26 protein-coding genes are annotated in these 24,697 nt (G+C 66.6%); 15 read left to right on the plus strand and 11 right to left on the minus strand.

Annotated elements, in window-relative coordinates:
- Nucleotides 1–61 precede the first annotated feature (61 nt).
- Nucleotides 62–319 carry a hypothetical protein gene (locus ASG79_RS11310; protein WP_018769651.1) on the minus strand — a complete coding sequence of 86 codons (258 nt, stop codon included), beginning with the start codon at nucleotides 317–319 and terminating at the stop codon, nucleotides 62–64.
- 437 nt (nucleotides 320–756) lie between these two features.
- Here ASG79_RS11310 and ASG79_RS11315 point away from each other — a divergent pair, with 437 nt between their 5' ends.
- Both ASG79_RS11315 and ASG79_RS11320 read left to right on the plus strand, forming a co-directional pair.
- Nucleotides 757–2,346, plus strand: coding sequence for an MFS transporter (locus ASG79_RS11315; RefSeq protein WP_056391046.1), 1,590 nt, complete (start codon nucleotides 757–759; stop codon nucleotides 2,344–2,346).
- A 203-nt stretch (nucleotides 2,347–2,549) separates the two neighbouring features.
- Nucleotides 2,550–3,662: an FUSC family protein gene (locus ASG79_RS11320; protein WP_056391047.1), complete on the plus strand. Its 1,113-nt coding sequence runs from the start codon at nucleotides 2,550–2,552 to the stop codon at nucleotides 3,660–3,662.
- Here ASG79_RS11320 and ASG79_RS11325 read toward each other — a convergent pair.
- The gene (locus tag ASG79_RS11325; RefSeq protein WP_056391050.1) at nucleotides 3,630–4,403 is read right to left on the minus strand and encodes an SDR family NAD(P)-dependent oxidoreductase; all 774 of its coding nucleotides are present in this window, start codon (nucleotides 4,401–4,403) and stop codon (nucleotides 3,630–3,632) included. The two genes, ASG79_RS11320 and ASG79_RS11325, sit on opposite strands and share 33 nt — an antisense overlap.
- Nucleotides 4,404–4,569: 166 nt before the next feature.
- Here ASG79_RS11325 and ASG79_RS11330 point away from each other — a divergent pair, with 166 nt between their 5' ends.
- Entirely contained in the window at nucleotides 4,570–4,893 is a 324-nt protein-coding gene (locus tag ASG79_RS11330) for a hypothetical protein (protein WP_018769647.1), read from the plus strand.
- Between the two features lie 6 nt (nucleotides 4,894–4,899).
- Here ASG79_RS11330 and ASG79_RS11335 read toward each other — a convergent pair whose 3' ends face one another.
- The 7 genes from ASG79_RS11335 to ASG79_RS11365 all read right to left on the minus strand — a co-directional run bounded on the left by ASG79_RS11335 (nucleotide 4,900) and on the right by ASG79_RS11365 (nucleotide 12,061).
- Nucleotides 4,900–5,229: a GNAT family N-acetyltransferase gene (locus ASG79_RS11335; protein WP_018769646.1), complete on the minus strand. Its 330-nt coding sequence runs from the start codon at nucleotides 5,227–5,229 to the stop codon at nucleotides 4,900–4,902.
- A gap of 15 nt (nucleotides 5,230–5,244) precedes the next feature.
- Nucleotides 5,245–6,585, minus strand: a complete 1,341-nt coding sequence (locus ASG79_RS11340; RefSeq protein WP_056391053.1) for an acyltransferase family protein — start codon at nucleotides 6,583–6,585, stop codon at nucleotides 5,245–5,247.
- An 89-nt stretch (nucleotides 6,586–6,674) separates the two neighbouring features.
- On the minus strand, nucleotides 6,675–7,079 hold the full coding sequence (locus ASG79_RS11345) for a DUF1304 domain-containing protein (RefSeq protein ID WP_056391056.1): 405 nt from the start codon (nucleotides 7,077–7,079) through the stop codon (nucleotides 6,675–6,677).
- 59 nt (nucleotides 7,080–7,138) lie between these two features.
- Nucleotides 7,139–8,002, minus strand: coding sequence for a class II fructose-bisphosphate aldolase (locus tag ASG79_RS11350; protein ID WP_018769643.1), 864 nt, complete (start codon nucleotides 8,000–8,002; stop codon nucleotides 7,139–7,141).
- On the minus strand, nucleotides 8,002–9,468 hold the full coding sequence (locus ASG79_RS11355) for a GntP family transporter (RefSeq protein ID WP_056391061.1): 1,467 nt from the start codon (nucleotides 9,466–9,468) through the stop codon (nucleotides 8,002–8,004). Before ASG79_RS11355 ends, ASG79_RS11350 begins: the two co-directional genes overlap by 1 nt.
- A gap of 163 nt (nucleotides 9,469–9,631) precedes the next feature.
- Nucleotides 9,632–10,531 carry an NAD(P)-dependent oxidoreductase gene (locus ASG79_RS11360; protein WP_056391063.1) on the minus strand — a complete coding sequence of 300 codons (900 nt, stop codon included), beginning with the start codon at nucleotides 10,529–10,531 and terminating at the stop codon, nucleotides 9,632–9,634.
- Nucleotides 10,532–10,582: 51 nt separating this feature from the next.
- Nucleotides 10,583–12,061 (minus strand): four-carbon acid sugar kinase family protein, encoded by a 1,479-nt coding sequence (locus ASG79_RS11365; RefSeq protein WP_056391066.1) that lies wholly within the window; start codon nucleotides 12,059–12,061, stop codon nucleotides 10,583–10,585.
- 173 nt (nucleotides 12,062–12,234) lie between these two features.
- On the opposite strand from ASG79_RS11365, the gene ASG79_RS11370 reads away from it, so the two are divergent.
- Both ASG79_RS11370 and ASG79_RS11375 read left to right on the plus strand, forming a co-directional pair.
- Entirely contained in the window at nucleotides 12,235–12,939 is a 705-nt protein-coding gene (locus tag ASG79_RS11370) for a FadR/GntR family transcriptional regulator (protein ID WP_018769639.1), read from the plus strand.
- A 97-nt stretch (nucleotides 12,940–13,036) separates the two neighbouring features.
- The gene (locus ASG79_RS11375; RefSeq protein WP_018769638.1) at nucleotides 13,037–13,249 is read left to right on the plus strand and encodes a dodecin; all 213 of its coding nucleotides are present in this window, start codon (nucleotides 13,037–13,039) and stop codon (nucleotides 13,247–13,249) included.
- Between the two features lie 82 nt (nucleotides 13,250–13,331).
- On the opposite strand, the gene ASG79_RS11380 is transcribed toward ASG79_RS11375, so the two are convergent.
- Nucleotides 13,332–13,538, minus strand: coding sequence for a hypothetical protein (locus ASG79_RS11380; RefSeq protein ID WP_018769637.1), 207 nt, complete (start codon nucleotides 13,536–13,538; stop codon nucleotides 13,332–13,334).
- 140 nt (nucleotides 13,539–13,678) lie between these two features.
- Entirely contained in the window at nucleotides 13,679–14,578 is a 900-nt protein-coding gene (locus tag ASG79_RS11385) for a helix-turn-helix transcriptional regulator (protein WP_056391093.1), read from the minus strand.
- A gap of 212 nt (nucleotides 14,579–14,790) precedes the next feature.
- Here ASG79_RS11385 and ASG79_RS11390 point away from each other — a divergent pair, with 212 nt between their 5' ends.
- From ASG79_RS11390 to ASG79_RS11435, 10 genes are all read left to right on the plus strand, one after another.
- The gene (locus tag ASG79_RS11390) at nucleotides 14,791–15,624 is read left to right on the plus strand and encodes an aldo/keto reductase (RefSeq protein ID WP_056391069.1); all 834 of its coding nucleotides are present in this window, start codon (nucleotides 14,791–14,793) and stop codon (nucleotides 15,622–15,624) included.
- Between the two features lie 49 nt (nucleotides 15,625–15,673).
- Nucleotides 15,674–16,645, plus strand: a complete 972-nt coding sequence (locus tag ASG79_RS11395; RefSeq protein WP_056391073.1) for an aldo/keto reductase — start codon at nucleotides 15,674–15,676, stop codon at nucleotides 16,643–16,645.
- Complete coding sequence (locus ASG79_RS11400; protein WP_056391076.1) at nucleotides 16,639–17,661, plus strand: SDR family oxidoreductase; 1,023 nt, start codon at nucleotides 16,639–16,641, stop codon at nucleotides 17,659–17,661. Before ASG79_RS11395 ends, ASG79_RS11400 begins: the two co-directional genes overlap by 7 nt.
- An 80-nt stretch (nucleotides 17,662–17,741) precedes the next feature.
- Nucleotides 17,742–18,452 (plus strand): TetR/AcrR family transcriptional regulator, encoded by a 711-nt coding sequence (locus ASG79_RS11405; RefSeq protein ID WP_056391080.1) that lies wholly within the window; start codon nucleotides 17,742–17,744, stop codon nucleotides 18,450–18,452.
- Between the two features lie 118 nt (nucleotides 18,453–18,570).
- Complete coding sequence (locus ASG79_RS11410; RefSeq protein WP_056391082.1) at nucleotides 18,571–19,827, plus strand: acyl-CoA dehydrogenase family protein; 1,257 nt, start codon at nucleotides 18,571–18,573, stop codon at nucleotides 19,825–19,827.
- Nucleotides 19,828–19,858: 31 nt separating this feature from the next.
- On the plus strand, nucleotides 19,859–21,055 hold the full coding sequence (locus ASG79_RS11415) for an acetyl-CoA C-acetyltransferase (RefSeq protein WP_056391084.1): 1,197 nt from the start codon (nucleotides 19,859–19,861) through the stop codon (nucleotides 21,053–21,055).
- 23 nt (nucleotides 21,056–21,078) lie between these two features.
- The gene (locus ASG79_RS11420) at nucleotides 21,079–22,635 is read left to right on the plus strand and encodes a long-chain-fatty-acid--CoA ligase (protein ID WP_056391087.1); all 1,557 of its coding nucleotides are present in this window, start codon (nucleotides 21,079–21,081) and stop codon (nucleotides 22,633–22,635) included.
- Between the two features lie 35 nt (nucleotides 22,636–22,670).
- Complete coding sequence (locus ASG79_RS11425) at nucleotides 22,671–23,504, plus strand: aldo/keto reductase (RefSeq protein ID WP_018769628.1); 834 nt, start codon at nucleotides 22,671–22,673, stop codon at nucleotides 23,502–23,504.
- A 132-nt stretch (nucleotides 23,505–23,636) separates the two neighbouring features.
- A complete protein-coding gene (locus ASG79_RS11430) occupies nucleotides 23,637–23,903 on the plus strand; it encodes a GlsB/YeaQ/YmgE family stress response membrane protein (RefSeq protein WP_018769627.1) in 267 nt (88 codons plus the stop codon).
- Between the two features lie 126 nt (nucleotides 23,904–24,029).
- Nucleotides 24,030–24,443: a hypothetical protein gene (locus ASG79_RS11435; RefSeq protein ID WP_056391090.1), complete on the plus strand. Its 414-nt coding sequence runs from the start codon at nucleotides 24,030–24,032 to the stop codon at nucleotides 24,441–24,443.
- The last annotated feature ends 254 nt before the right edge of the window (nucleotides 24,444–24,697 follow it).

The raw sequence follows: 24,697 nt of genomic DNA on the forward strand, positions 1-24,697 counted from the left end.
GGGGCGCCAGGTAATTTGCGGGTCAACGGCGGTTTTAGGTGCCGGTTACTTTAGGTGCCGGTTACGAGGAGTGCGGCATCTGCGGCCGGCCGGTGCGGTGGACGGCGGTCACGGCCGCCTCATGTCCCATCCGGCCATGGCCGGCAGCCCGGTCCTTGGGATGCCGGCGCTTCCCGTAGCCGTCCGGCCATCCACTTTGCTGCTCCATCGGGCCGGTGCCCATGACCGCGGGGCCCGGGGCCACCGGCGCATCCATGGCCGCCGCAAGGTGGTCCGCCACCTCGGGGTTGATATGGAACTGGTTGGACTGTTCACCCATTGTGGTTCTTCCCTTCTTTCCTTCGTTCTTCCTTGAAACGAAACGCCAACGAAAAGCGTCCGGGCGCGCGCGGACTGTTACCCGGAAAGAGGTGTGTTCATCGCTCTACCATAGGCATGCCACGGGGTCCTGTGAACCCCCTCCAAAGGCCGTGGCCCCGGTCACTTTCGCGGCCGCCATTACCCAAAAATGGGACCTGAAACGGTTCCGGACGGAAAATTTTTGGTAACACCGCCGTTGATCAGCGTGCTTCCCAGTAATGGCGCGGGAAAACGCGGCACAAAAAATTGCGGAATCCACCCCTGGAGTGGCCCAAAAGGGCGCACTCTACGCCATTGAACTGCCGGCGCGCTACAGAAATCCCGTAAAATTGAAGGCCTGCCCAGAGCGGGGCAGCTACAAGTCGCAAGCAAATGACCTCCATAGGAGTTGCCCAAATGCCCACAGACCGAAGCAGGACCGACTCTCCAGCAGGCGCCAGGAACGCCAGCGGAACAGACCCGGCAGCCCCCGTGGCTGCCAAGAAGCCCAGGCTGCTGCCGCGCCGCCGGCTCAAGGAATCAGATGTCAACGTGGTGGACCAGCCCATGCTCAAAAAGGCACTCGGCGGAACCATTGTTGGCAACACCATGGAATGGTACGACGTAGGCGTCTTCGGCTACCTCATCACCACCATGGGGCCGGTATTCCTTCCCGAGTCCGACCCCACCACCCAGACGCTGTTCCTGCTGGGAACCTTCGCCGCCACCTTCATCGCCCGCCCCCTGGGCGGCGTCATCTTCGGCTGGCTGGGCGACAAGGTGGGCCGCCAAAAGATCCTGGCCACCACGCTGATGATCATGGCGGCAAGCACCTTCGCCGTCGGCCTCCTGCCCGGGTACGCACAGATCGGGCTGTGGGCCGCCGCGCTGCTGGTGCTCCTTAAGGTCGTCCAGGGCTTTTCCACCGGCGGCGAGTATGCCGGCGCCACCACGTTCGTGAGCGAATACGCGGCCGACAAGCGCCGCGGCTTCTTCGCCAGCTTCCTGGACCTGGGCAGCTACCTCGGCTTCGCCATTGGCGCCGCCCTGGTTTCCGTCCTGCAGCTCACGCTTGGCCAGGACACCATGGAGGACTGGGGATGGCGCATCCCGTTCCTGGTGGCAGGTCCGCTGGGCCTGATCGCCGTCTATTTCCGGAGCAAGATCGAGGAATCGCCGCAGTTCCAGGCAACCCTTGATGCCCAGGAAGAAAACGCCAAGAATGCATCCGCCGGAGACACCGCGACGGCCAAGGGACCTGTGGGCATCGTCAAGGCCTACTGGCGCCCCATCATCGTTGCCATGGTGGTGGTGGCCGCTGCCAACACCGCCGGTTACGCCCTCACCTCCTACATGCCCACCTACCTGACGGAGTCCAAGGGCTACGACGAAGTCCACGGCACGCTGCTCACCATTCCGGTGCTGGTGGTCATGAGCCTGTGCATCCCGCTGACCGGCAAGCTGTCCGACCGGATCGGCCGCCGCCCGGTGCTATGGATCGGCGCCGTGAGCACCATCGTCCTGGCTGTTCCGGCATTCATGCTGATCGGCATTGGGCAGATCTGGTCCACCCTTGCAGGGCTTTCGCTGATTGCCTTCCCGGTGACCTTCTACGTGGCCAACCTGGCCTCGGCCCTGCCGGCACAGTTCCCCACGTCCAGCCGCTACGGAGCCATGGGCATTGCCTACAACTTCGCCGTGGCCATCTTCGGCGGGACCACGCCGTTCATCGTGGCAGCCCTGATCAGCGCCACGGGCAACGACATGATGCCTGCCTACTACCTCATGGCAACCTCCCTGGTGGGCGCCATCGCCATCTACTTCCTGAAGGAATCCGCCAACCGTCCCCTGCCGGGCTCCATGCCCAGCGTGGACACCCAGGAGGAGGCGAAGGAACTGGTGGCCACCCAGGATGAGAACCCGCTGATCGACCTGGACGAACTGCCGTTTGAAACCCAGGACGGCATCGACGCCCAGGCTGGCCGGAAGGTTCCGGCGGGAGCATAATCCCGCCGGCCGCCCGGGCACTCTTGTAGCCCACGCTCACAGGCCCGTCCCGCGTGTTTCCTTGGGGGAAGCACGCCGGACGGGCCTTGGCGTTCCTGCCGGATGTCCAAGTGTGACTGCCGGCAATATGACTCCGGCCGGTGCCGGTGATACGTTCCCAAAGGCCCCCGGGCAGCTGCAGGACAACAGGACAGGTCGGGAAAATGAAGCGCGTCATGGAACAGGTCCGCGCGCTGCACCGGCTTGAACCTGCCAACAACGACCATCTTGCCGCCCTGCGCGTGGCCCTCAGCGTGGCGGTCCCGTCGCTGCTCCTGCTGGCCGCGGGCCGGACCGACCTCATGATCTACGCCGTGTTCGGCGCATTGACCGGCATGTACGGCCGGTCAGAACCCCACCAGCTGCGGCTCCGGCATCAGGGCCAGGCCGCCCTGGTGCTGCTCACCGGGGTAGCCGTGGGGGTAACGCTGTCCATCAACCACATCCACTCTTGGTGGCTGGTGGCGGTGGAAGCCACGCTGGCTGGAGTGGGCTCGGTGTACTCGGACCGGGTACACCTGAAACCGAACGGGCCCTTCTTCGGCATCCTTGCCCTGGGTGCCTGCGCCTCCGTTCCCACCACAGTCCCCTGGTACGCCGCCATACTCATCGCGGGCGGGTCCGCGCTCTTCTCCATACTGATCGGCTTCAGCGGCTGGATGCGCCGGAGGGCCTGGAAACCCGGCGCCACCAGGAGCGTGCCGGCCCGCTCGTGGGCGGGACGGCGCGAACTGGCCGTCCACGCTGCCAGGTACGTCCTGGCCGTCGGTGCTGCCGGGACCGTGGGGGTCATCAGCGGCAGCGGCCACCCGCACTGGGCCATGGCCGCAGCCGCCGTACCGCTCGCCGGCGCAGACCTGCCCAGCAGCGTCCGGCGCGGTGTCCACCGCATCGTGGGGACGTTCCTTGGCCTGGCGGTTACCGCCGTCGTCATTCTTCCGGGCCCCTGGGCGCTCGCTGCGCTCTACCCCGCCTTTGAGGAGCCGGTGCACCACGCCACGGTGCTGGCCCTGCTGGTCATCCTCTTCCAGTTCGCCACCGAGCTGTTCATGACCCGGCACTATGGCTTGGCGATGGTCTGGTTCACGCCGGTCATTCTGCTGATGACCCAGCTGGCCTTCCCTGCCGAACCGCAGGTCCTGATCCTTGAGCGTGCGGTGGAAACGCTGGTGGGCGCACTGCTGGGGATCCTGGTGGTGGCTGTCCGCCGCCCCGGCGCCCGCACGCCTGCCGCGTTCCCGGCGCTACTTCGGTTTCCGCGCCGGCCCCGCCATTAGCCGCGCCGGAGCAACCTTGGCCACCGCTGCCACCACCTTGTAGCGCTTGGACGGGATGGACAGGGCCTTGCCGCGCTCGTTATCCGCCAGCCCTTCACGGACCACCCGATCCGCCCGCAGCCACGTCCAGGACGGGGCCACGGACTTGTCCATCCCCATCCGGTCGTGGAACTCGGTGTGGGTGAAGCCGGGGCAGACCGCCGTGACCTTGATGCCCCGGCTGCGGTAAGCCAGGTTGGCCCACCGGCTGAAGCTCACCAGCCAGGCCTTGGCCGCCGAATACGTGCCGCGCGGCAGGAACGCCGCCACGCTGGCCACGTTGATGATCCTGCCCTGCCCGCGCTCCAGCATGCCTTTGAGCGCCGCATGTGTCAGCACCATGGCCGTTTCCGTGTGCAGCTTCAGGTGCTTCTTCTCCTCTGCCGCGTGGTTGTCCTCGAAGTTGTGCAGCAGGCCGATCCCTGCGTTGTTCACCAGGATTCCCACCGGGCGGCTGGTGTCTTCCAGGCGTTCGACGACGGCGGCAACGTCGTCATCGTCCGTCAGGTCTGCGGGAAGCACCTCAGCCGTGATTCCGTACCGGCGACGGAGGTCCTCTGCTGTTTCCGCCAGCCGGGACGCGTTGCGCGCCACCAGGACCAGGTCATGCCCCTGGGCGGCAAGCTGCCTGGCGAATTCGTGGCCGAGCCCGGCGCTGGCCCCGGTGACGAGTGCTGTGGTTCGGGAGGTGGTAGGCGTCATGCTGCAAGCCTAACCACGGGATGGACAACCACTGTATGGGCGGCCCTGACTTGTGCATTATTTAGTAAGCATGCTTTGCTTATGGCGTAGATGAACCTCCGCAAGCAGTTCGCGGCGGGGCTGCCAACGCCGGCGGTTCCGTGAAAGAAGCCCAAGGAAGAACATAATGACCACCGCACCGGAAAACCAGCTGACGGCGTTTGGGGAACGCAGCGAGGCAGCTGGGCAGCTCTTGGCCACCACCGTACCCGTGGACGCTGGGCTGCTCATGACCCTGAATTCCCGCATGCACTGCCGCATGCCGATGCAGCGCGTAGACCATGCGGAGATGCCGGTCCGGGAGCCCGTTTACGTCGACGGGAACTCCATCGTTGCCCTGCGGCCCGGGTCCGTCCCGGAGAGCGTAGTCACCTACCGGTGCGCCTGCGGCTTCACCATCGACGATCCCGGCGCCGCCATGCCCGTCACCGACCAGGCCCTGGCCAGCTAGTTCCGCTCAGCGCTCCGGCCAGTCGACGAATTGGCCGTAGCCTTCGTGCTTGCGGAGGTAGCTGGAGATGAACGGGCAGTGCGGAATGATGCGCTTTCCAGTGGCTACCACGTCGTCCAGGGCAAAATGCGCCAGGACCTTGCCAAGGCCCTGGCCTTCAAACTCCTCGCCGGTCTCGGTGTGGGTGAAGTCGATGTGCCCGGGAAGGTCGCGGAAGAAGGCCTTGACAGCCAGCCTTCCATCCACCAGAAGCTCATACCGGTGCTCGGCGTCGTTGCGCTGCAGCGAGACATTGGCGGTGAAGGTGTCCTCCGTGGACGCGGTGTTCTCGGTCATGGTTCGACACTGGCACTACTTCACGCCGCTGGCAATGCCCCGTGGGCCCCTCTTCCCCGGACCCCGCTTCCGGCCCCCGGGGACGGCTCTCCGCCGCCGCAGCGGCAAACCGCCCAGCAGGAGGATCGCCACGGCGAAACACACGGTACCCGCTGCCAGCAGGCCCAGTGAGAGGCCGTTGAGGGCGGCGTCCGCCACGGGAATAAAGACCACCACGACGGCGGCCCCGGCGGCGGCGGGCCTGCAGCGGAAGGCCTGGGGCGCCGTCGTCCGTTCCTCCAGGCGGCCAAAGGCTGCGGTCGCCGGCAGGAGCAGGAGGACCAGCGCAAGGACCACCAGCGGGCGCGACCACCACCATCCAGCGGTACCGGACGACGGTTTGGGGACCGGCGTCAGGAGCAGCAACCCGGACATGGCGCCCAACAGGGGCAGGTGCCACAGGTAGACCGTCAGCGACCTGGCACCCGCCAGCTGCAGGAGCCGGGCGATCCAGCGGATCCCGGCGAGGGGTGCCAGGACGGGCCGCGCCAGTTCCATCACCGCCAGCTGGGAAACGCCCAGGATCACCAGGGTCAGGTTGGGCGGGTTGAGGTTGACCAGCATGTTGCCGCGGTACAGGCCCAGCCCCGTCACCAGTCCCAGCAGCAGATGTGCCGCCACCGCGACGCCCACAAGTCCGGAGCGGGAGAGCGGTGCCAGGTAGCCATCGGCGGCCAGGAAACCCAGCTGCTGTACGGCGCACCACACGAACACCAGGTTGACATTGGCAAGGTCCGGCAACGCCCCCCTGAAGCAGTCCACGGCAACCACCAGGCCGGCCAGCAGCGCAAGGGTCAGCCAGGGCGCGCGGTGGTGGAGCGCCGCCAGGACTGGAATGTTCAACTGCGCCGCGAGGTAGGCTGCCAGGAACCACAACGGCATGCCCGCCCCGGTGGCCACGAGTTGGACCACCTGCCGGTCCACGCCCAGCGCGGCTGCCGCGGACAGGCCCGCCACCATGGTTGCCAGCAGCGCCGTGGCCGGGCGGAGCAGCCGCAGGAGGCGCGCACGGATGAACTGGGCCGCCGTCCCGCCGCCTGCCTTGAGCCGGCGCCAGGATTGCAGGCCCGTGATGCCGCCGGTGACGAAGAACAGGGGCATCACCATGAAGATCCAGATGACGGGCTCGAACCAGTCCTGCTCGGCCAGGGTGTTCTCGGTGGTCACGGTCCCATCAGGATGCAGGACCGGGCTGACCATCATGGAGTGCCCCACCACCACCAGGACCAGGCAGACCAGGCGGACAAGGTCGATGGCCGGATCACGGTCTGCCGTGTCCGTTCCGGTTACTGTCCCCCGCGTCCCGGCGCTTCCCATGGGGGCCTATAAGGACTTGACGCTGCCCATGCCACCATTGTGCCCCCGGCGGCCGCGCGGATTTAAGGACTTAAGCCGGTTGTGGATCCTTACTGCAGCGTTGCCAGGAGTCCCAGCACGACGGCGACCAACGGTGTGGTGCCCTGCGTCAGGGCGGCGCGGAGGTACTTTCGCCCGGTCAAGGCCAGGACGGCGGCCGCCAGCAGCATGGAGCCGCAGCAGCTGAAGATGAGCGTCCACCCTGCCACGTCCTGCGCCGATCCCGGGCCGCCAAGCGCCACGAGTCCTATGCCGATGAATGCCCCGATGGCCAGGAACAGGTTGTAGAAGCCCTGGTTGTAGGCCATGGGCCTGGTGGTCTCGGCATCGGACTGGGAGGCCAGGCCGAAGCGCTTCCAGGTGGCAGGACGTGTCCAGGTCAGCGACTCCATGGTGAAGATGAAGACGTGCAGCGCGCCGGCGAGGAAGGCAAAAAGAAGGGAGGCCAGGACCATTGCTTGATCCTAGCCTCCCTGTGGGGTCCGCCAATCCAGCGGCGGCGCCTGCTGCGACGTCAGCGTGCCAGCGTGGCCAGCGTGGTGGCGGCAAAGCCCTTGGCCGACCGGTTCCAGGTGGCCAGCAGGCCCTGCAGGTTCTCCCCGTCCGCGCGGTGGGCGGGAAGCTGGTCCTGGAGGGTGGCCAGCACCCCGGTCCGGAGCTCGGTGTTGAAGTTGACCTTGCCCACGTTCATGGCCGCAGCCTTGACGAGCTCCGCGGAGGGGATGCCGGAGGCGCCGTGCAGGACCAGCGGAATGTGGACCCGCGCCGCGATGTCCTGCAGCACGTCCCAGCGCAGCCGCGGCTCACCCTTGTACTTGCCGTGGACATTTCCAACGGCCACTGCCAGCAGTTCCGCACCGGTGCGGGCTACGAAGTCCTCCACCTGCGCCGAGTCCGTCAGTCCTGCCACGTCCACGCCGGACTGGCCGGCCGGCTGCTCGGCCGAGAAGGCACGGTCCTCGTCGCCTGCAAGGCCGCCCAGTTCCGCTTCCAGCACCACGTCGGCGCCCAGCAGGGCCCGGGCCGCCCGGACAAGTGAGATGTTCTCCTCATACGGAAGGGATGAACCGTCGGCGAGGACGGAATCCGCCCCTGCCGCGACGGCGTCGGCCATGACCTTGAGGTCGGAGGCGTGGTCGAGCTGCACCGCGACAGGCACCGCGGCAGCGTCGGCCAGGCCGCGCAGCGCCGCGATGAGCCGGAGTCCGTTCGCGGTGGCGGCGGTTTTGGGTGCCACCAGCAGGATTACGCCCCGGCCGGATTCCTCTGCGGCGCCCACCACGGCCAGCGCGGTGGTGAAGTCGTAGCAGGTGAAAGCGGGTACCGCGGAACCCTGCTGCAGGGCGGAGGTGACCAGGTGGTCCAGTCGGGTCTGCATCAGGCGCCCAGTCCTCCCACCAGGATCCAGGCCACAAAGGTCAGCGCGAAGCCGGCCAGGCCCAGGACGGTGGTCAGCACGGTCCAGGTCTTCAGGCCGTCGGAAACGGTGAGCCCGTAGTAGCGGACCACAACCCAGAAGCCGGCGTCCGTCACGTGGGACAGGCCCAGGGCGCCGAAGCCGATGGCGATCACGATCACGGCGATCTGCGCCGGGCTGTAGCCGCCGCCGCTGACCGCTGCGGACAACAGGCCGGTGGTGGTCACGATCGCCACCGTGGCCGAACCTTGGGCCGCACGCAGCGCCAGCGAGATGATGAAGCCGAGCAGCAGCAGCGGAACGCCGAGGGTGTCCAGGGTCTTGGAGAGCGCGGAACCGATGCCGGAAACCTGCAGGACGTTGCCGAACACGCCGCCGGCAGCCACCACCATCAGGATGGAGGCGATGGGGGGCAGGGAGCCTTCAAAGATCTCGCCGGTCTCCTTGAAGGACCAGCCGCGGCGGACGGCCAGCAGGAAGAAGGACAGCGCTACTGCCACCAGCAGCGCCAGGAAGGGGTTGCCAACGAAGGACGCCAGGCCATACAGGGGGTGGGACTTGGGGAGGATGAGGGTGCCGGCGGTACCCAGGAGGATCTGCACGATGGGCGCGGCAATCAGGAAGATGATCAGGGCCGGCCGGGGAGGTGCGATGGCGGCGGCACCGGGGCCATCGTGGCCCACCTTGACCAGCGAGTCGGAGCCGAACTCCTCCACCTGGGCCTTGACGGCGGGCAGCAGTTCGTAATCCTTGCGGTTCATGATGGCGGCAACCCAGTAGGACAGGAAGCCCAGCGGGATGCAGATCAGCAGGGAGATCAGGGCGATGAGTCCGATGTCGGCACCGAGCACGCCCGCACCGGCCACAATCCCGGGGTGCGGCGGGACTGCCACATGGATAGCGAGCATGATGCCGGCCATGGGCAGGCCGAACTTGACCGGGTGGACCTTGGCGATCTTTGCGAACGCGTACACGATGGGCACCAGCACGATGATGCCGACTTCGAAGAAGACGGGGATGGCCACCAGGAAGCCGACGGCGGTGAGCGCTACGGCCACCCGCCTGGCGCCCAGCTTGCGGGTGAAGTGGTCCGCGAGGGACTGGACGCCGCCGGACACCTCGATCATCCGGCCCAGCACGGCGCCAAGCGCAATCAGGATGGCCACCTTGCCCATGGTGCTGCCCACGCCGCCGGACACCACCGTGAAGATGTCCTGCAGCGGGATGGTGGCAGCCACGGCAACCAGGATGCTGACGGTAAGCAGGGCCACGAAGGCCTGGATCTTGAAGCGGATGATCATCACCAGCAGGATGGCAATGCCCACCGCCGCGATGGTGAGCAGTACCGGGGTACCCAGCTCAACGGCGGGCTTGATGGCCGGGGCGTCGGCCGCCCGCTGTATCAGCGGGGTCATGAGGTGGTTCACGGGAAAATGTCTCCTTTGACGTGCCGTCCGGGGCAGACGGGCATCAGGTCTTACGGCGGGGATGGAACGCTGCGGAACAAAGCCGGCAGCGCTGGGAGGTACGACGACGGCGGAGGGGGGACCGCCGTCGTCGCACCGTTTGGGGGCCTACTGCCGGGTGGGCCTACTTGGTGCGCTTTGTGGGCGCAACGACCTTGATGACGGCGGAGTCATCGGCGGCGGCGAGGCCCTGGGCCTGGCCGAGGAGGTAGAGCTGCTCGGCGGCGGCGGCAACGGGGGCTGCCAGGCCGGCGGCACGGGTGGCCTTGCCCACGATGCCCATGTCCTTGACGAAGATGTCCAGGCGGGACAGGACCTCGGCGCCGTCCTCGTCGTAGGCTTCAAGGATGCGGGGGCCACGGTTGGAGAGCATGAAGGAACCTGCGGCGCCGGCCTCCAGGGCGGCGAGGGTCTTGGCCTGGTCCAGTCCCAGCGCGTCGGCCAGGGCCAGGGCCTCGGCCGCGGCGGCGATGTGCACGCCGCACAGGAGCTGGTTGACGGTCTTCAAGGCCTGGCCGTCGCCGGGCTTGTCGCCCACCACGGTGAGGGTGGAGGCCAGCAGTTCCAGGGCCGGGGCGGCCTTTTCGCGGGCCTCGGGGGAAGCGCCGACCACGATGAGCAGGTCGCCTTCGCCGGCGCGCTTGGGTCCGCCGGAGAGCGGGGCGTCCACCAGGTCCACGCCGTATTCGGCCAGCTTGGCCACGGTGGCGGGAATGGCGTCCGTGCCAACGGTGCTGCCGAGGATCACGACGGCGCCCGGCTCGAGCACTTTGGCCACGCCGTTCTCGCCGAAGAGGACGTCGTTGAGCTGTTCGCCGTTGCGGACGGCCAGGAGGACTGCGTTGGCGCCCTTGGCGGCTTCGCGTGCCGTGGTGAAGGTGGCGATGCCGGCTTCTTCCGCCAGCTTGAGGCGGGGCTCGGCGATGTCGAAGCCGTGGACGGTCAGCTGGGATGCCAGGCGGGTGGCCATGGGCAGGCCCATGGCGCCAAGGCCCAGGACGGTGACGGTGTAATTGCTGGTCATGGTGTTCTCCGTTGAATTCTTGCGGGAATCAGGGTTCGTGCCGGGTGGGGATCAGAAGGTGTTGCTGAGTTTGCTGGTGACCTGGGCCAGGGAGTCGTCGTCGCCCACGTTGCCGGCGAACACGATGTACGGGATGCCCTTGGCAGGTCCGTCCACCGGCTCCCAGAGGCTGACGATGCCGGGCAGCATGGGGCCGCGGACAATGGCGTGGCGGATTTCCAGGCCGTGGGCCGCGACGTCGGAGGAGGTGATGCCGCCCTTGGCGATGACGAACCGCGGCGGGAAGGTCTTCAGGGTCCGGTTGACCACGTCCACGACGGCGGCGGAGACGGTCCGGGCGATCCGCAGGCTTTCGGCGGGGTCGTCGGTCTTGATGAGCAGGCGGCTGGTGTGGACGATGACGTCACCGGCGCGGAGGGCGTCGACGACGGCGTCCACCGTCTGGTCAAGGTGCGCCTTGGCGTCCGGTTCGGCGCCGAGGAGCTTTTCGACGTCGATCTCGATGATGCGCGCGGAACTGTGCTGGGCCGTGAGGACGTTCAGCTGCCGGGTGGTGAGGCCCACATGCGAGCCCACCACGATCAGGCCGCCCGCCTCTGACGGGGTGTTGCCGGCATAGGCCTCTTGGGCCGTGAGCGCGGTGCGGATTTCCTGGCCGATGCGGCCGCGGACGAATGGGGGGCCGACGCGGTAGAGGAGGTTCTTGCCGCGGCGTTCCGCTTCTTCAAGGCCCAGGGCCAGTGCCCGGAAGTCGTTCTCGGTGACGATGTCGGCCACGATGGGCGTGGAGTCGGTGGCCGGCTCGATGGCATCGGCAATGGCCTTGGCGGAGATGGCCGGGTCCTGCGCGGCGGCGCCTGCACGGATGATGTTCAGGTCCAGGACGATCACGGAGTCTGCGGGGAACCTGCCCTGCGACTTTTCCGCCACGTAGTCGGCCATGACGGAGGTGCTGAAGCCGAAGGAGGCGTCCCTGGCGAACTCGGTCTCGGAGACGGGGACCAGGGTGCCCTTGGCGTTGCCGGTGCCGCGCATGTAGTGGACGCCGCCGATGGTGAGCCGGCCGGCGTCGGGGAATGCGGGAACCAGGACAACGCCGTCGGTCTTTTCCCCGCTCACGGCGGCAACAGTGGCTGCGATGACGTCCGGTTCCAGCGGGTAGTGGCCCCGGAGGGTGGAGTCGCTGCGGCTGACGAAGCCCAGGCGCAGGCCGGAACCTGCTGCTGCCAGGGCGTTCCGGACCACTTCGCCGTTGCGGGCCGCGGCCTCTGCCGGGTCGAGGCTGCGGGTGTTTGTGAGGACGTAGACGGCGGGCTTGTCCTGGCCGAAGGCCCAGGTGAAGTCCTCCACGTCCCAGCGGGTGAGAACGGGCAGGTCCGCCACGGACTGCGTGCCGGTAGGGTCGTCGTCGAGCACTACCAGGACACGGGGAACCTCTGCGTTGGAAGCGGCCAGCGCGCCGGCAACCAGCCCGGCGGGGATCTCCATGTCAGCCGGGTAGGCGGCCAGAACGTCTGCTTCAAGCGTCACAGTGCACTCCGTTGTGTAGCGATCCGGGCGGGCGGATCCTGATGTAAGGTAACTGTAAGATGTCTGACATCTTGCATCTGAATGTTAGTGTGGCACACGGCATACGGACGCGCAAGTACACTTGTCTGACATATCCGCCAGGCGTCGGCCGGGCACAGGGATCGGGGGGCAACATGGCACGGAAGTCACTGGTAGGCGTGGTGGCGGACGAACTGCTGGACCGCATCATCGAAGGCGAGTTTCCACCCGGTTCCACCGTTCCCGGCGAGCACGAACTGAGTGCCCGCCACGAGGTCAGCCGAATGACCGTCCGCGAAGCCATGAAGACGCTGCAGGCCCAACGCATCCTGAGCGTGGAGCGCGGCCGGGGAACATTCGTCAACCCGTTGAGCCGCTGGGCTTCGCTGGAAGCCGTGCTCCGGGCCGCGTCCGAGGGCAAAAATGATGCAGACGCCTCCATCCAGCTCATCGAACTCCGCCGGATGCTCGAAACAGGAGCCTGCGAGCTTGCGGCCGGACGGATCGCCGAGGAGGACATCAAGGCCCTCTTCAACTACATCGCGGCAATGAAGGCCGCCCACAGCATCAACGACGTCGCGGCCTTCGTGGAGGCAGACCTGGCCTTCCATGACGTCATCCTGCACGCATCCGGGAACGTCTTCGTATCGGTCCTGTTCGAGCCGCTGCACCGCGTGCTGGAAAAGCGCCGGACTGAGACCTCTGCCGTTCCGGCAATCCAGGAGCACGCCATCGGCCATCACCAGAACATTGCCGAGGCCCTGGAGTCCCGCGATGCAGCCCGGTCACGCCAGGCCATGGACGCCCACATGCAGCAAACCCTCGACGACCTGAAACAGCTGGTGCTGGAAGCCAAGTAGCCGGCGCGTGGACAGGGTCTGTTCAACGCTCCCGCAGTCCCACTAGGCTTCAGGGACGGCCCGCAACCGGGAGCAACGATGATCACGAGGAGCGAAGTTGTCCAACCACACGTACAGCATTTCTGAAATTGTCGGCACCTCCACCCAGGGCGTGGATGACGCCGTCCGCAACGGTATTGCCAAGGCATCCCAGACCCTGCGGAACCTTGACTGGTTTGAGGTCAAGGAGGTCCGCGGCCACCTGGAGGACGGGAAGATCGCAGACTGGCAGGTCACCATCAAGATTGGCTTCCGCCTGGAAGAGCACTGACTAAAGCAACTGACCCGCAGCCATCGTCGCGAAACCTGGTTTCAACGACGGTGACTGCGGGTCAGTTCTGCTTTAAGGCGCCCTAGTTCGCTGTGCCCTGGCTGCGCCGCCGCCAGACTGTTGGGACGCCGTCGAACGCGGGGAAAACGTGGCCCTCAAAGAAGGACAGGACCGTGTGCGGATCGAGGTCCGGGCTCCAAAGACCCGAAACCGGGCAGTGCGAACCGGTGGCGGTGGAAGCGGCGCCGGCGGACGCCTGGCGCTCCTTCAGCAGGGCGATGCGTTTCATCGTTGAGACCATCCTGGGTGTGAAGACTGGGCAGGGAAAACGTGTACTCCCACCCTAGGAAACGCCTGGTCAACAGCCAATGGGCGGCTGGCCAGAATCACCGCCCTTCGCTGGACGAATGTACAGGAGCACGGCGGCTTTCAGCCCGCTTCACCGCTTTCGCCCACCGCCGCGGGGTCGCGGTCCGGGCGGACGTCCGTCCCCGCGCCAAGGCTGCCCAGCAGGGCAAGGGCGTCCGACGACGGCGATCCCGGCCGCGCGGAGTACACCCGCAGCGTCTGATCAGGATCCTCCGGCAGGACAAGGTTTTCGAAGTTCAGCTCCAGGTCCCCTACCGCGGGATGGTGCAGCCGGACGGTGCCGGCCGAGCGGGTGGCCACCCGGTGCCCGGCCCACCACTGGCGGAAGTGTTCACTGTGGACCGCGAGCTCGCCCACCAGGTGGCTGGCCTGGGGGTCGTTGGGGTGCCGTCCCACGTCCAGCCGAAGGGATCCCGTGGCCTCCGCCGCCACCGTCTTCCAGTCCCTGAACAGTTCCCGGGCTGCGGGGTCCAGGATGGTCCAGCGGGTCAGGTTCCGCTCCGCGGGCGGCAGTGCAGGGAAGTCCGTGAACAACAGGAAGGCCATCCGGTTGCCTGCAAGGACATCGCTGCGCCGGCCCAGCACCATCGCGGGCACCTCCCCCACGGCGTCGAGGAGCTGGCGCAGCGCCGGGCGGACACCCTGCGCAGTGTTCGCGCCGGGTTCGCGGGGAGCGCCGGCGCAGTTCTCCAGCAGGTCCAGCATGTGCGCGTGTTCGCTGCTGTCCAGGCGCAGCGCCCTGCCCACTGCATCCAGGACCGTCCGCGAGGGGTGGATGTTCCGCCCCTGCTCCAGCCGCACGTAATAGTCGGTGCTGACGCCGGCAAGCCGCGCCACCTCCTCCCGCCGCAGCCCCGGAACCCGTCGGGCCCCGGTGCTGGGACCCGTTCCGGCAACGTCCGGGCTCAACCGGGACCGCATGGCTTTGAGGAACTTTCCGAACTCCGCGCTTTGACCCATGCAGACCATTCTGCCTGCGATGACTGCCCTCCTCTACAACGAAGGTAGGACTGGCAGTCCTAGGAAAAACAGGAACAGCCTTGCCTGCTGACTTGATGGCGAAAAGTGCATAGGCTCGGGAGTGAGCCGGTGGAAACCGCTTTCTGGACGGCGTCATACCCCCGCACCACCCGGCCCTAAATCCCAGCACCAGACTTTCCAAGGAGCACACCATGTCAGAGCTGACCCCGAACCTGACCCTGAATAATGGCGTCACCATCCCGCAGCTTGGCTTCGGCGTCTTCCAGGTCCCTCCGGAGGACACCCAGCGGACCGTGGAGGACGCGCTGGAAGCGGGCTACCGCCACATTGACACCGCCGCGGCCTACCGCAACGAGGCAGGGGTTGGGGCGGCACTTGCCGCCACCGGGATAGCACGTGAGGACATCTTCGTCACCACCAAACTCCGCAACGGCGAGCAGGGCCGGGCGCAGGAAGCGTTCCAGAACAGCCGCAAGGCACTGGGCCTGGACTTCATCGACCTCTACCTCATCCACTGGCCGGTCCCCTCACAGGGGCTCTTCGTCCAGGCCTGGAAGGAGATGGAGCGGTTGTACGAGAACAAGGAAATCCGCGCCATCGGCGTCTCCAACTTCCTCTCCGACCACCTCGACACACTGCTGCAGTCGGCTGAAACCGTTCCGGCCGTCAACCAGATCGAACTGCACCCCAGCTACCAGCAGGTGGACCTCGCAGCCAAGTGCCGGGGCCTGGGCATCGCGGTGGAGGCCTACAGTCCGCTGGGGCAGGGCGGGGACCTGAACGGAAACGCCGTCACGGCAATCGCCAATGCCCACAACGCCACGGCAGCCCAGGTTGTGCTCGCCTGGCACCTTGCCGGCGGAAACATCGTCATTCCCAAGTCGGCGAACCCGGACAGGATCCGGGAAAACTTCGCAGCCTCATCCCTGCAGCTTTCCCAGGACGAACTGGCCGCCATCACGGCACTGGAGTCCGGTGCCCGCATCGGGTCCGATCCCGCCGTCGCCGCCTTCACCCAGATGTAGCGTCCGGCAACCCAGCCACCGGAACGCTCCGCCACCGAAAGGATTTTCCATGCAGTACACGCACCTTGGCCGCTCCGGCCTGAAAGTCTCCCGCCTCTGCCTGGGCACCATGAACTTCGGGCCTCAGACAGAGGAAGCGGACGCCCACAGCATCATGGACTCCGCGCACGGGTCCGGCATCAACTTCTTCGACACCGCCAATGTGTACGGCGGTGCAGACCACCGCGGCTGGACCGAGGAAATTATTGGGCGCTGGTTCGCCAAGGGTGGCGAGCGCCGCGAACACACGGTGCTGGCCACCAAGCTGTACGGCACCATGACGGACCGGCCCAATGAATCCAAGCTCTCGGCACTGAATATCCGCCGGGCGCTGGACGCCAGCCTCAAGCGCCTTCAGACCGACTACATCGACGTGTACCAGTTCCACCACATTGACCGTGACACGCCATGGGACGAGATCTGGCAGGCCATCGAAGTTGCCGTCCAGCAGGGGAAGATCCTCTACTCGGGCAGCAGCAATTTTGCCGGCTGGCACATCGCCCAGGCCCAGGAAGCAGCCCGCCGCCGGAACTACACCGGCCTGGTCAGCGAGCAGTCCATCTACAACCTGTTCATGCGCCAGGTGGAACTTGAAGTCATCCCGGCGGCACAGCAATATGGCCTTGGCTTGATCCCCTGGTCGCCCCTGCAGGGCGGGCTGCTGGGCGGTGTGCTGAAGAAGGAACGCCAGGGCGTGCGGCGGACCGAAGGACGGGCGGCCGAAACCCTGAAGAAGCACCAGGACCAGATCCGCCAGTACGAGGACTTCGCCGATGAACTGGGCCATGAGCCCGGCGACGTTGCCCTGGCGTGGCTCCTGCACCAGCCTGCCGTGACCGCCCCGATCGTCGGCCCGCGCACCCAGGAACAGCTGGACGCCGCCATCCGCGCCCTGGACGTCTCCCTCGATGACGACGCGCTCAAGCGGCTGGACGACATCTTCCCGGGACACCGCACGGCGCCGGAAGACTACGCGTGGTAACCCCGCCTGTTGCCGATACGGTGGCGCCGCGGAGCATCCTCTTCATCGGCGGCACCGGCGTCATCAGCACCGCGGCGGCGGAACGGGCCGTCGAGCTCGGCCACCGGCTGACCATCCTGAACCGGGGCCGGTCCACCCGGCCGGTCCCGGACGGGACCGAAGTGCTGCACGCGGACGTCCGGGATGCGGCGTCGGTCCGGGAGGTCCTGGGAGGCAGGGAGTTCGACGCCGTCGCGGACTTCATCTCCTACACCCCGGACCAGGCGCAAACAAGCATGGACCTGTTCCGGGAGCGGACTGGCCAGTTCGTCTTCATCAGTTCCGCCTCCGCGTACCAGAAGCCGCCCACCAGGCTGCCCATCCTGGAGTCGACGCCGTTGAAGAACCCCTTCTGGCAGTACTCCCGGGACAAGATCGCGTGCGAGGAACTGCTTTTCCGGGCCTACCGGGAGCAGGACTTCCCCCTGACGGTCATCCGGCCGTCGCATACCTACGACCGCACCAAGATCGCCATGGTGGGCGGCTGGACGGACATCCACCGGATGCGCAGCGGCCTCCCCGTCATGGTCCACGGCGACGGCACCTCGCTGTGGACGCTGACGCACAGCAAGGACTTCGCCAAGGCGTTCGTCGGGCTGCTCGGAAGGCCGCAAGCGGTGGGCGAGAGCTACACCATCACCTCTGACGAGTACCTGCCCTGGAACCAGATCTACCGGCTGTTCGCCCGGGCAGCTGGGGTCCGGGAGCCGGAACTGGTGCACGTGGCGTCCGAGACCATCGCCGCCCATGCCCAGGAACTCGGTTCCAACCTCCTGGGCGACCGGTCCCATTCGGTGGTCTTTGACAACACCAAGATCAAGTCCCTGGTCCCGGACTACACCGCAACCATCCCCTTCGCTGACGGGGCCCGGGAAATTGTGGACTGGTACGACAGCCACCCGGAGCTGCAGCAGGTGGACGAAGCCTATATGCAGCTTTCGGACAAGCTCACCAGCTGGTCCCGCCAGGGCGCCTGAGCCTGCGTCGCCGGTATCGCTGGGGCCGCCGCATCCAGCGGCGGGCCAGCGATGCCTGCCGGCTGTGCTAATTTCGGCGCATGACGTTGCCCCCTTCCGAACAGCCCGTCGATAAGCCTGTCGCCGCCGCCATCGCGCTCCTGGCCTCGCAGGGTTTCGATGCAACGTCCGTTGAGGAGCTTGCCGAGGCCTCGAGCATGAGCCGGAGCACGTTCTTCCGACGCTTCGGGTCAAAGGAGGACGTGGTCTTCGCCGACCACGAACGGATCCTGCGCCAGGTGAATGACCGGCTCGCGGAATCCAGGCTCGAGCCCCTGGCCGCCGTCGCGGACGCGGCACTGCTGGTCTTCGAACACCATATGCGGAACCGCGATACGTCCCGGGCCCGGTATGGACTGCTGCAGGCGGTTCCGGCCCTCAGGGACCGCGAGCTGGTCACGTCGCACCGGTACGAGCGGGCATTCCTGAAATACTTGAACGACAGGCTGCCCGAGGACCAGCGGAGCGGATACAAGGCCGTGGCCTTCGCCGCAGCCGTGGTGGCCGTGCACAACGCCTTCCTGCGGCAGTGGTTGCGCGCCTCGCCCGGCGCCGGGGAAACCGACGATGGGGACCGGGAAAGGGCTGCAGCCCTCGCGGCCGAACTTCGTGCCCTCTCAGAAACGTTCCGGCCTGCACTCCTTGGTGCCGCCGCCACCGCCCAACCCGCGCCGACCGTCGTCGTCACCGTTCTCCCGGGCCAGGCCGGCAGGGAGGCGATCGCCCAGGCCGTCCTCGACGCCCTTCCCTAGTCCGCTGCATCCCTCCGTGGTACCCAGTTTCTTGACGTGGAACTGAGTTTCAAGGCATCCTTGGTCGGTGTGGTGCAAGCCACATGCTTCCCGCCACTGATTCAAAGGATGCAGATTAATGACGACGACGTCGCCCACCGACGTGTCCGGCCGCACCGAAAGCCCCGCAGGCTTTCCTGCAGGCACCGTGGAGCCGGACTACTTTCTGACCGAGGCCCTCGGGACTGACCCCGCATCCGTTTTCACCCGCATTGGCGATGAGGACCGCGCGTACTGGGACCGGGCCCGCCGCTTCGTCCAGGATGAGGTCCTCCCCGTCATCGACGGCTACTGGGAGCGGGGCGAGTACCCCCTGCACCTCCTCCGGCGCCTTGGCGAACTGGACCTGCTGCGGGACGGCGTGCCGGTTGACGGTTTCGCGCCGATGAGCAGCATGGCCGCCGGGCTGGTGAACATGGAAATCAGCCGCGGGGACGGCTCCGTGGCCACGATGATCGCCGTCCAGGGCGGCCTGGCCCTGCGGTCCGTGGCGGAATGCGGATCAGCCGCGCAGCAGGAGCGCTGGCTCCCGCCGATCGCCAGGGGCAGCGAGTACGCCGCTTTTGCCCTGACGGAGCCCACCCACGGCTCCGACTCGGTGGCCCTGGAAAGCACGGCGACCCGTACCGACGGTGGTTTCCTGCTCAACGGCGAAAAGAAGTGGATCGGCAACGGCTCCGTAGGTGGCGTCACCGTTGTGTGGGCCCGCGGCGACGACGGCCAGGTCCATGGCTACCTGGTCCCGCAGGACTCCCCCGGCTACACCGCCACCAAAATCGAGGGCAAACTGGCCCTGCGCGCCATTTGGCAGGCCCATATCAGGCTGGAAAACGTCTTTGTCCCGGAAGGGAACGTCCTGCCGGGCGCCCGGACCTTCAAGGACACAGCCCGCGTCCTCCTGGCCACCCGCCTGGGCGTGGCCTGGTCCGCCGTCGGGCACGCCACCGCCTGCTACGAGACTGCCGTGCAGTACGCCAGGCAGCGCAAGCAGTTCGGGCGGCCGCTGGCCGCCTCCCAGATCGTGCAGGAACGGCTGGCCCGGATGCTCAGCGAACTGGCCACCATGCAACTGATGGTGGTGCAGATGACACGGCTGGACGACGCCGGATTACTCACCCCGGAGCAGGCGTCGCTGGCCAAGTACACCTGCACCCGGACCGCCCGGGGCATAGCGTCCAATGCGCGCGACCTGCTGGGCGGCAACGGCATCCTGCTGGAAAACCGCGTGGCCCGGCACCTGGCCGACATCGAAGCCATCCACACCTACGAAGGCACCGAGACTGTGCAGGCCCTGATCATCGGCCGGGGCATCACCGGCATGTCCGCCTTCGCCTGATCTCCGCCCCGCATCCCCGAAAGGACTGTTCTTGAACCAGAACGCCAACATCCCCGTCATCCTGGGCGGCGCCCGCACCCCGTTCGGCAGGTTCCGCGGTGGCCTCACGCCCTTCTCCTCCAGCCAGCTCGGTGCCCACGCCATCCGGGCGGCCCTGGAACGGACCGGCGTTGCCCCGGAACAAATCGGCGCCGTCATCGTGGGGCAGGTCATCCAGGCCGGTGCCGGGCAAGGCCCAGCCCGCCAGGCCAGCCTGGCCGCCGGAATCGGCTGGGACGTTCCCACCATCACCATCAACAAGCTCTGCCTGTCCGGCCTCACGGCCGTGATCGACGCCGCCCGGATGATCCGCACCGGGGAAGCCGACTTCATTGTCGCCGCCGGCCAGGAGTCGATGACCAACGCACCGCACCTGGTCCCCGGGCTTCGCGCCGGCGTCGTGATCGGCGACGCTCCCATGCTCGACTCCCTGAACCACGACGGGCTGCAGGATCCGGTGAGCGGCAAGCTGATGGGCGAGGCCACCGACGCCGGCAACGCCGAGCGCGGGATCACCCGTGCCGGGCAGGACGCCGTGGCGGCCCGCTCCCACCAGCGCGCCGAAGCGGCCCGGGCCGCCGGGGTGCTGGCTGAGGAAATCGCCCCCATCCAGGTGCCCCAGCGGAAGGGCCCTGCCGTGACGCTTGAACACGATGAGGGCATCCGCCCGGAAACCACGGCCGAATCACTGGCGCAGCTCCGCCCTGCGTTCTCCAAGGAGGAGACGGCCACCATCACCGCCGGTTCATCGTCTCCCCTCTCCGACGGCGCCGCAGCCCTGGTCATCGCCAGCAAGGCGGCCGCCATTGCCGCAGGGCTGGAGTGGATCGCCGAGATCGGAGCACACGGCCAGACGGCGGGACCGGACGGGTCCCTGCACTCCCAGCCTGCCCGGGCCATCGAACGTGCCCTCAAGGACGAGGGGCTCACGGTCCAGGAACTGGACGTGGTGGAAATCAACGAGGCGTTCGCCTCGGTCCTCATCCAGTCCGCCAACGACCTGGGCATCGACCCCGAAGCCGTGAACGCCGAAGGCGGTGCCATCGCCCTGGGCCACCCCGTTGGCGCCTCGGGCGCACGCCTGGTGCTGCACCAGGCGCTGGCGCTGAAGCGCCGCGGCGGTGGCACCGGCGTCGTGGCCCTCTGCGGCGGCGGCGGACAGGGCGACGCCCTCATCCTCAAAGCATGACCCTCCCACCGAAGAAGCAGGCCATGACCAATACCCACTCCGCCGACGGCTTCGCCACCATCTCCGTCGCAGCCGTTCTGGCTGAATCAGCCAAAAGGACTCCGGACAGCATTGCCCTCGTCGTTGGGGAGGACCAGGTCAGCTACGCCGACCTCTGGAGCCAGACCCTGGCCTACGCCGGAGCCCTGCGGGCCCGCGGCATCGGCCCGGGAGACGCCGTCGCCGTCCTGATCCCCAACGTCCCGGACTTCGCCCGGGTGTACTACGCCATCCTGTCGCTCGGCGCCATCGTTGTCCCGGTGCATGCCCTGCTGAAGGCACGCGAAATCGAGTACGTCCTCCAGGACAGCGGTTCCAAGCTGCTGGTCTGCGCCGCTCCCCTGCTGGCGGAGGGGGCCGCCGGCGCGGCGGCCAACGGCATTGACGTGCTGACCGTGATGGCTCCCGACGACGGCGGGTTCCGCCGACTGGAAGCGGAGGCCGCCCGCACCGAGCCGATCCGGACGTATGAGCCGTGCCGCCCGTCGGATACAGCCACCATCCTGTACACCTCGGGCACCACCGGTAAACCGAAGGGCGCGCTGGGCACGCACTTCGCCCTGGTGGAACAGACCAGTGTCCTGCTGACCAGCGTGATGGACTTCCGGCCTGGCGACGTCCTCTTCGGCGGACTGCCGCTCTTCCACACCTTCGGACAGACCGTGGTCCTCAACACCGGACTGCGCGCAGGGGCCACCATCGTGCTTATGCCGCGCTTCAGCGGCGAGGACGCCCTGAAGCTGCTGGCACGGCACAACGTCAACATCTTCCTGGGCGTACCCACGATGTATGTGGCGCTCCTGGAAGCCGCCAAGACCGTGCCGGACCGGCCCACGGCGCTCCGCTACGGCATCTCCGGCGGAGCATCGCTTCCACTGGCCGTCATGGACAAGTTCCGCGACGTCTTCGGGGTGGAAATCCATGAGGGCTACGGCCTGACGGAGACCTCCCCGGTGGCGGCCTTCAACCATGTGGGCACGGCGCCGCGGCCCGGAACGATCGGGATCCCGATCTGGGGCGTCGACATCGAAATCGCCCGCCCGGAGACGGTGGAGAGCATTGAGCTGCTGCCCAACGGGGAACTCGGTGAACTCGTCATCCGCGGGCACCTGCTGATGAAGGGGTACCTGAACCGGCCGGAGGCAACGGCGGAGGCGGTGGTGGACGGCTGGTTCCGCACCGGTGACCTGGGGACGAAGGACGACGACGGGTACCTCACCATCGTGGACCGCAAGAAGGACATGATCATCCGCAACGGATACAACGTCTATCCCAGGGAAGTGGAGGAAGTCCTGCTGACCCACCCGGCTGTGGTGAGTGCTGCCGTCTACGGCATCCCCGATGACGTCCACGGGCAGGAAATCGCAGCGGCGATCGTGCTGGATGCCGGGGCAACCGTCAGCGAAACTGAGCTGATGGATTTCGCCAGCAACCAGCTCGCGGCGTACAAGTACCCTCGGGTGATCAGGATTCTTTCCGAACTCCCGCTGGGGCCCAGCGGGAAGATTTTGAAGCGGAAGCTGGCTGAGGACCCCGCCTAGGGACAGGAACGGCCGTGGGAGGGCAGACTGATGGCATGACACTTGCACCCCTCATCGACCTCAATGATGGCAACAGGATTCCGCAACTGGGGCTTGGCACCTGGCCGCTGGACGACGAACAGGTGGCTGCCGCCGTCGTACACGCCGTGGAAGCCGGCTACCGGCACATCGATACCGCCGTGAAGTACGGCAACGAACGCGGCGTGGGCAACGGCATCCGCGCCAGCGGGGTGGACCGGAGCGAACTCTTCATTACCACCAAGCTGGACGGGGAATTCCAGGGCCACGACCGCGCTGTGGCGGGCCTGGATGGATCCCTGAAGCGCCTGGGGCTGGATTATGTGGACCTGCTGCTGATCCACTGGCCGCTGCCGGGACGGGACCAGTATGTCTCCACGTGGCAGACGTTCGAACGGCTGCAGGCACAGGGGAAAGTCCGGTCCATCGGGGTGTCCAACTTCAAGCCCGCGCACCTGGAACGGCTGATGGCGGAGACTGATGTGGTTCCGGCGGTAAACCAGATCCAGCTCAGCCCCGCAATCACCCGAACCGCAGAACGTGAATTCCACGCACGCCACGGGATTGTCACGGAATCCTACAGCCCGCTTGGCGGATCGGGCGCCGGCTTATTGGGTGCTCCCATCCTTACCCAGTTGGCCGAAAAGCATGGAAAAACACCCGGCCAACTGGTCCTTCGGTGGCACATACAAAACGGATTGGTAACGATTCCCAAGACCGCTTCCCCGGAGCGGATGGCAGAGAATTTGGACGTGTTCGATTTCGCCCTGGACCCGCAGGATCTAGCGGAATTATCGATCCTCGACGAGGGCCCCGGTGCGGGCAACGACTCGGACAAAACCGGGCACTAAAACACTCCTGAACTGCTCTTTTTCCCAAAAGCGGGGTTGGCAAATAGATAGTAAGCATGATTACTATTGGGGCAGAAGGATGAAGTGCCTCCGGAACCCGGAGGCCTCCTCTAAGCAGGAAGAGAGCAACAAATGGGATTTATTGCATTTCTGATTCTCGGACTTATTGCTGGTGCGATCGCTAAGGCGATCCTCCCGGGCAGGCAGGGTGGCGGCTGGGTCATCACCTTGATCCTGGGCGTCGTTGGCGCCTTCCTCGGTGGCTGGCTGGGTGGAATGATCTTCGGCAGCGGACTGCAGGAGTTCTTCTCGATCCAGACGTGGCTGCTGGCGATCGTCGGCTCGCTGATCGTCCTTGCCATCTACGGCATGGTCACCAAGCGAAGCGCCCGCGGATAACTGTACGGGCAAGCCAGGAAGCCGGCCTGGGGACACCATCCCCAGGCCGGCTTTCTTTTTCTCCGGTATTAGGCGCCCGATACGCCGGCCGGGACTGACAACCTTCTCGCAGAGCAGGAGTTCATCGTGAAAAACAAGCTTCTTTTGGGTGTAGGCGTTGCTGTAGGTTATGTCCTCGGCTCGCGGTCAGGCCGTGCCGCCTATGACAAGCTCAAGGCCCGGGCAGCCGGCATCTGGGACAGCAAGCCGGTCCAGGACAAGGTATCCGTGGCCACCGAGGCCATCAAGGAAAAGGCTCCCGAGGTTGCGGACCAGTTGGGTGAAGCCGCACGCCGGGCAGGCACGGTCATTGGCTCTGCGATGCACCGGGAGGGCAGCTCCAGCGGAAGCCAGTCATCCGGGCCTTCCACAGGTACTCCCACCACCTCTTCCGTGGGGAGCGATGCCAACAGCCTGGGCGAAGACCACATCCCCGCCCACAGCACGCACCCGGACACCACCAACCTTGGTACGTCCGACGGGACGGGCACAAAGGCCTGATTCCCGCTTCCGCCCTCATCATTACGCATGAAAGTGCGTATGACATGGGAAGATGCGGGCTTTGTGCTACAACTGAATCGCCTTGCCGGCCGTCGCGATCCTTGGGGGACGCGGCGGCCGGCAGCGTTTAACGCGGCCTGCATTGCCGCCCTGCCGGGTTTTCCACATAGGGGTTTTGGGGGCTCTTGATTGTCGGTGGTGGCTGGCAGAGTTGGGTTATGGAGGCCATTGGGGAGCAGCTGGACGGGCCGTTC

The organism is Arthrobacter sp. Soil761, assembly GCF_001428325.1.
Taxonomy (GTDB): Bacteria; Actinomycetota; Actinomycetes; order Actinomycetales; family Micrococcaceae; genus Arthrobacter.

Coding starts and splice junctions, on each gene's coding strand:
- ASG79_RS11320 (WP_056391047.1), top strand. CDS start 2,550: ATGAAGCGCGTCATGGAACAGGTCCGCGCGCTGCACCGGCTTGAACCT.
- ASG79_RS11425 (WP_018769628.1), top strand. CDS start 22,671: ATGACACTTGCACCCCTCATCGACCTCAATGATGGCAACAGGATTCCG.
- ASG79_RS11430 (WP_018769627.1), top strand. CDS start 23,637: ATGGGATTTATTGCATTTCTGATTCTCGGACTTATTGCTGGTGCGATC.
- ASG79_RS11340 (WP_056391053.1), bottom strand. CDS start 6,585: ATGGGAAGCGCCGGGACGCGGGGGACAGTAACCGGAACGGACACGGCA.
- ASG79_RS11405 (WP_056391080.1), top strand. CDS start 17,742: ATGACGTTGCCCCCTTCCGAACAGCCCGTCGATAAGCCTGTCGCCGCC.
- ASG79_RS11315 (WP_056391046.1), top strand. CDS start 757: ATGCCCACAGACCGAAGCAGGACCGACTCTCCAGCAGGCGCCAGGAAC.
- ASG79_RS11310 (WP_018769651.1), bottom strand. CDS start 319: ATGGGTGAACAGTCCAACCAGTTCCATATCAACCCCGAGGTGGCGGAC.
- ASG79_RS11390 (WP_056391069.1), top strand. CDS start 14,791: ATGTCAGAGCTGACCCCGAACCTGACCCTGAATAATGGCGTCACCATC.
- ASG79_RS11350 (WP_018769643.1), bottom strand. CDS start 8,002: ATGCAGACCCGACTGGACCACCTGGTCACCTCCGCCCTGCAGCAGGGT.
- ASG79_RS11380 (WP_018769637.1), bottom strand. CDS start 13,538: ATGAAACGCATCGCCCTGCTGAAGGAGCGCCAGGCGTCCGCCGGCGCC.
- ASG79_RS11420 (WP_056391087.1), top strand. CDS start 21,079: ATGACCAATACCCACTCCGCCGACGGCTTCGCCACCATCTCCGTCGCA.
- ASG79_RS11385 (WP_056391093.1), bottom strand. CDS start 14,578: ATGGGTCAAAGCGCGGAGTTCGGAAAGTTCCTCAAAGCCATGCGGTCC.
- ASG79_RS11330 (WP_018769647.1), top strand. CDS start 4,570: ATGACCACCGCACCGGAAAACCAGCTGACGGCGTTTGGGGAACGCAGC.
- ASG79_RS11395 (WP_056391073.1), top strand. CDS start 15,674: ATGCAGTACACGCACCTTGGCCGCTCCGGCCTGAAAGTCTCCCGCCTC.
- ASG79_RS11345 (WP_056391056.1), bottom strand. CDS start 7,079: ATGGTCCTGGCCTCCCTTCTTTTTGCCTTCCTCGCCGGCGCGCTGCAC.
- ASG79_RS11360 (WP_056391063.1), bottom strand. CDS start 10,531: ATGACCAGCAATTACACCGTCACCGTCCTGGGCCTTGGCGCCATGGGC.
- ASG79_RS11335 (WP_018769646.1), bottom strand. CDS start 5,229: ATGACCGAGAACACCGCGTCCACGGAGGACACCTTCACCGCCAATGTC.
- ASG79_RS11410 (WP_056391082.1), top strand. CDS start 18,571: ATGACGACGACGTCGCCCACCGACGTGTCCGGCCGCACCGAAAGCCCC.
- ASG79_RS11370 (WP_018769639.1), top strand. CDS start 12,235: ATGGCACGGAAGTCACTGGTAGGCGTGGTGGCGGACGAACTGCTGGAC.
- ASG79_RS11325 (WP_056391050.1), bottom strand. CDS start 4,403: ATGACGCCTACCACCTCCCGAACCACAGCACTCGTCACCGGGGCCAGC.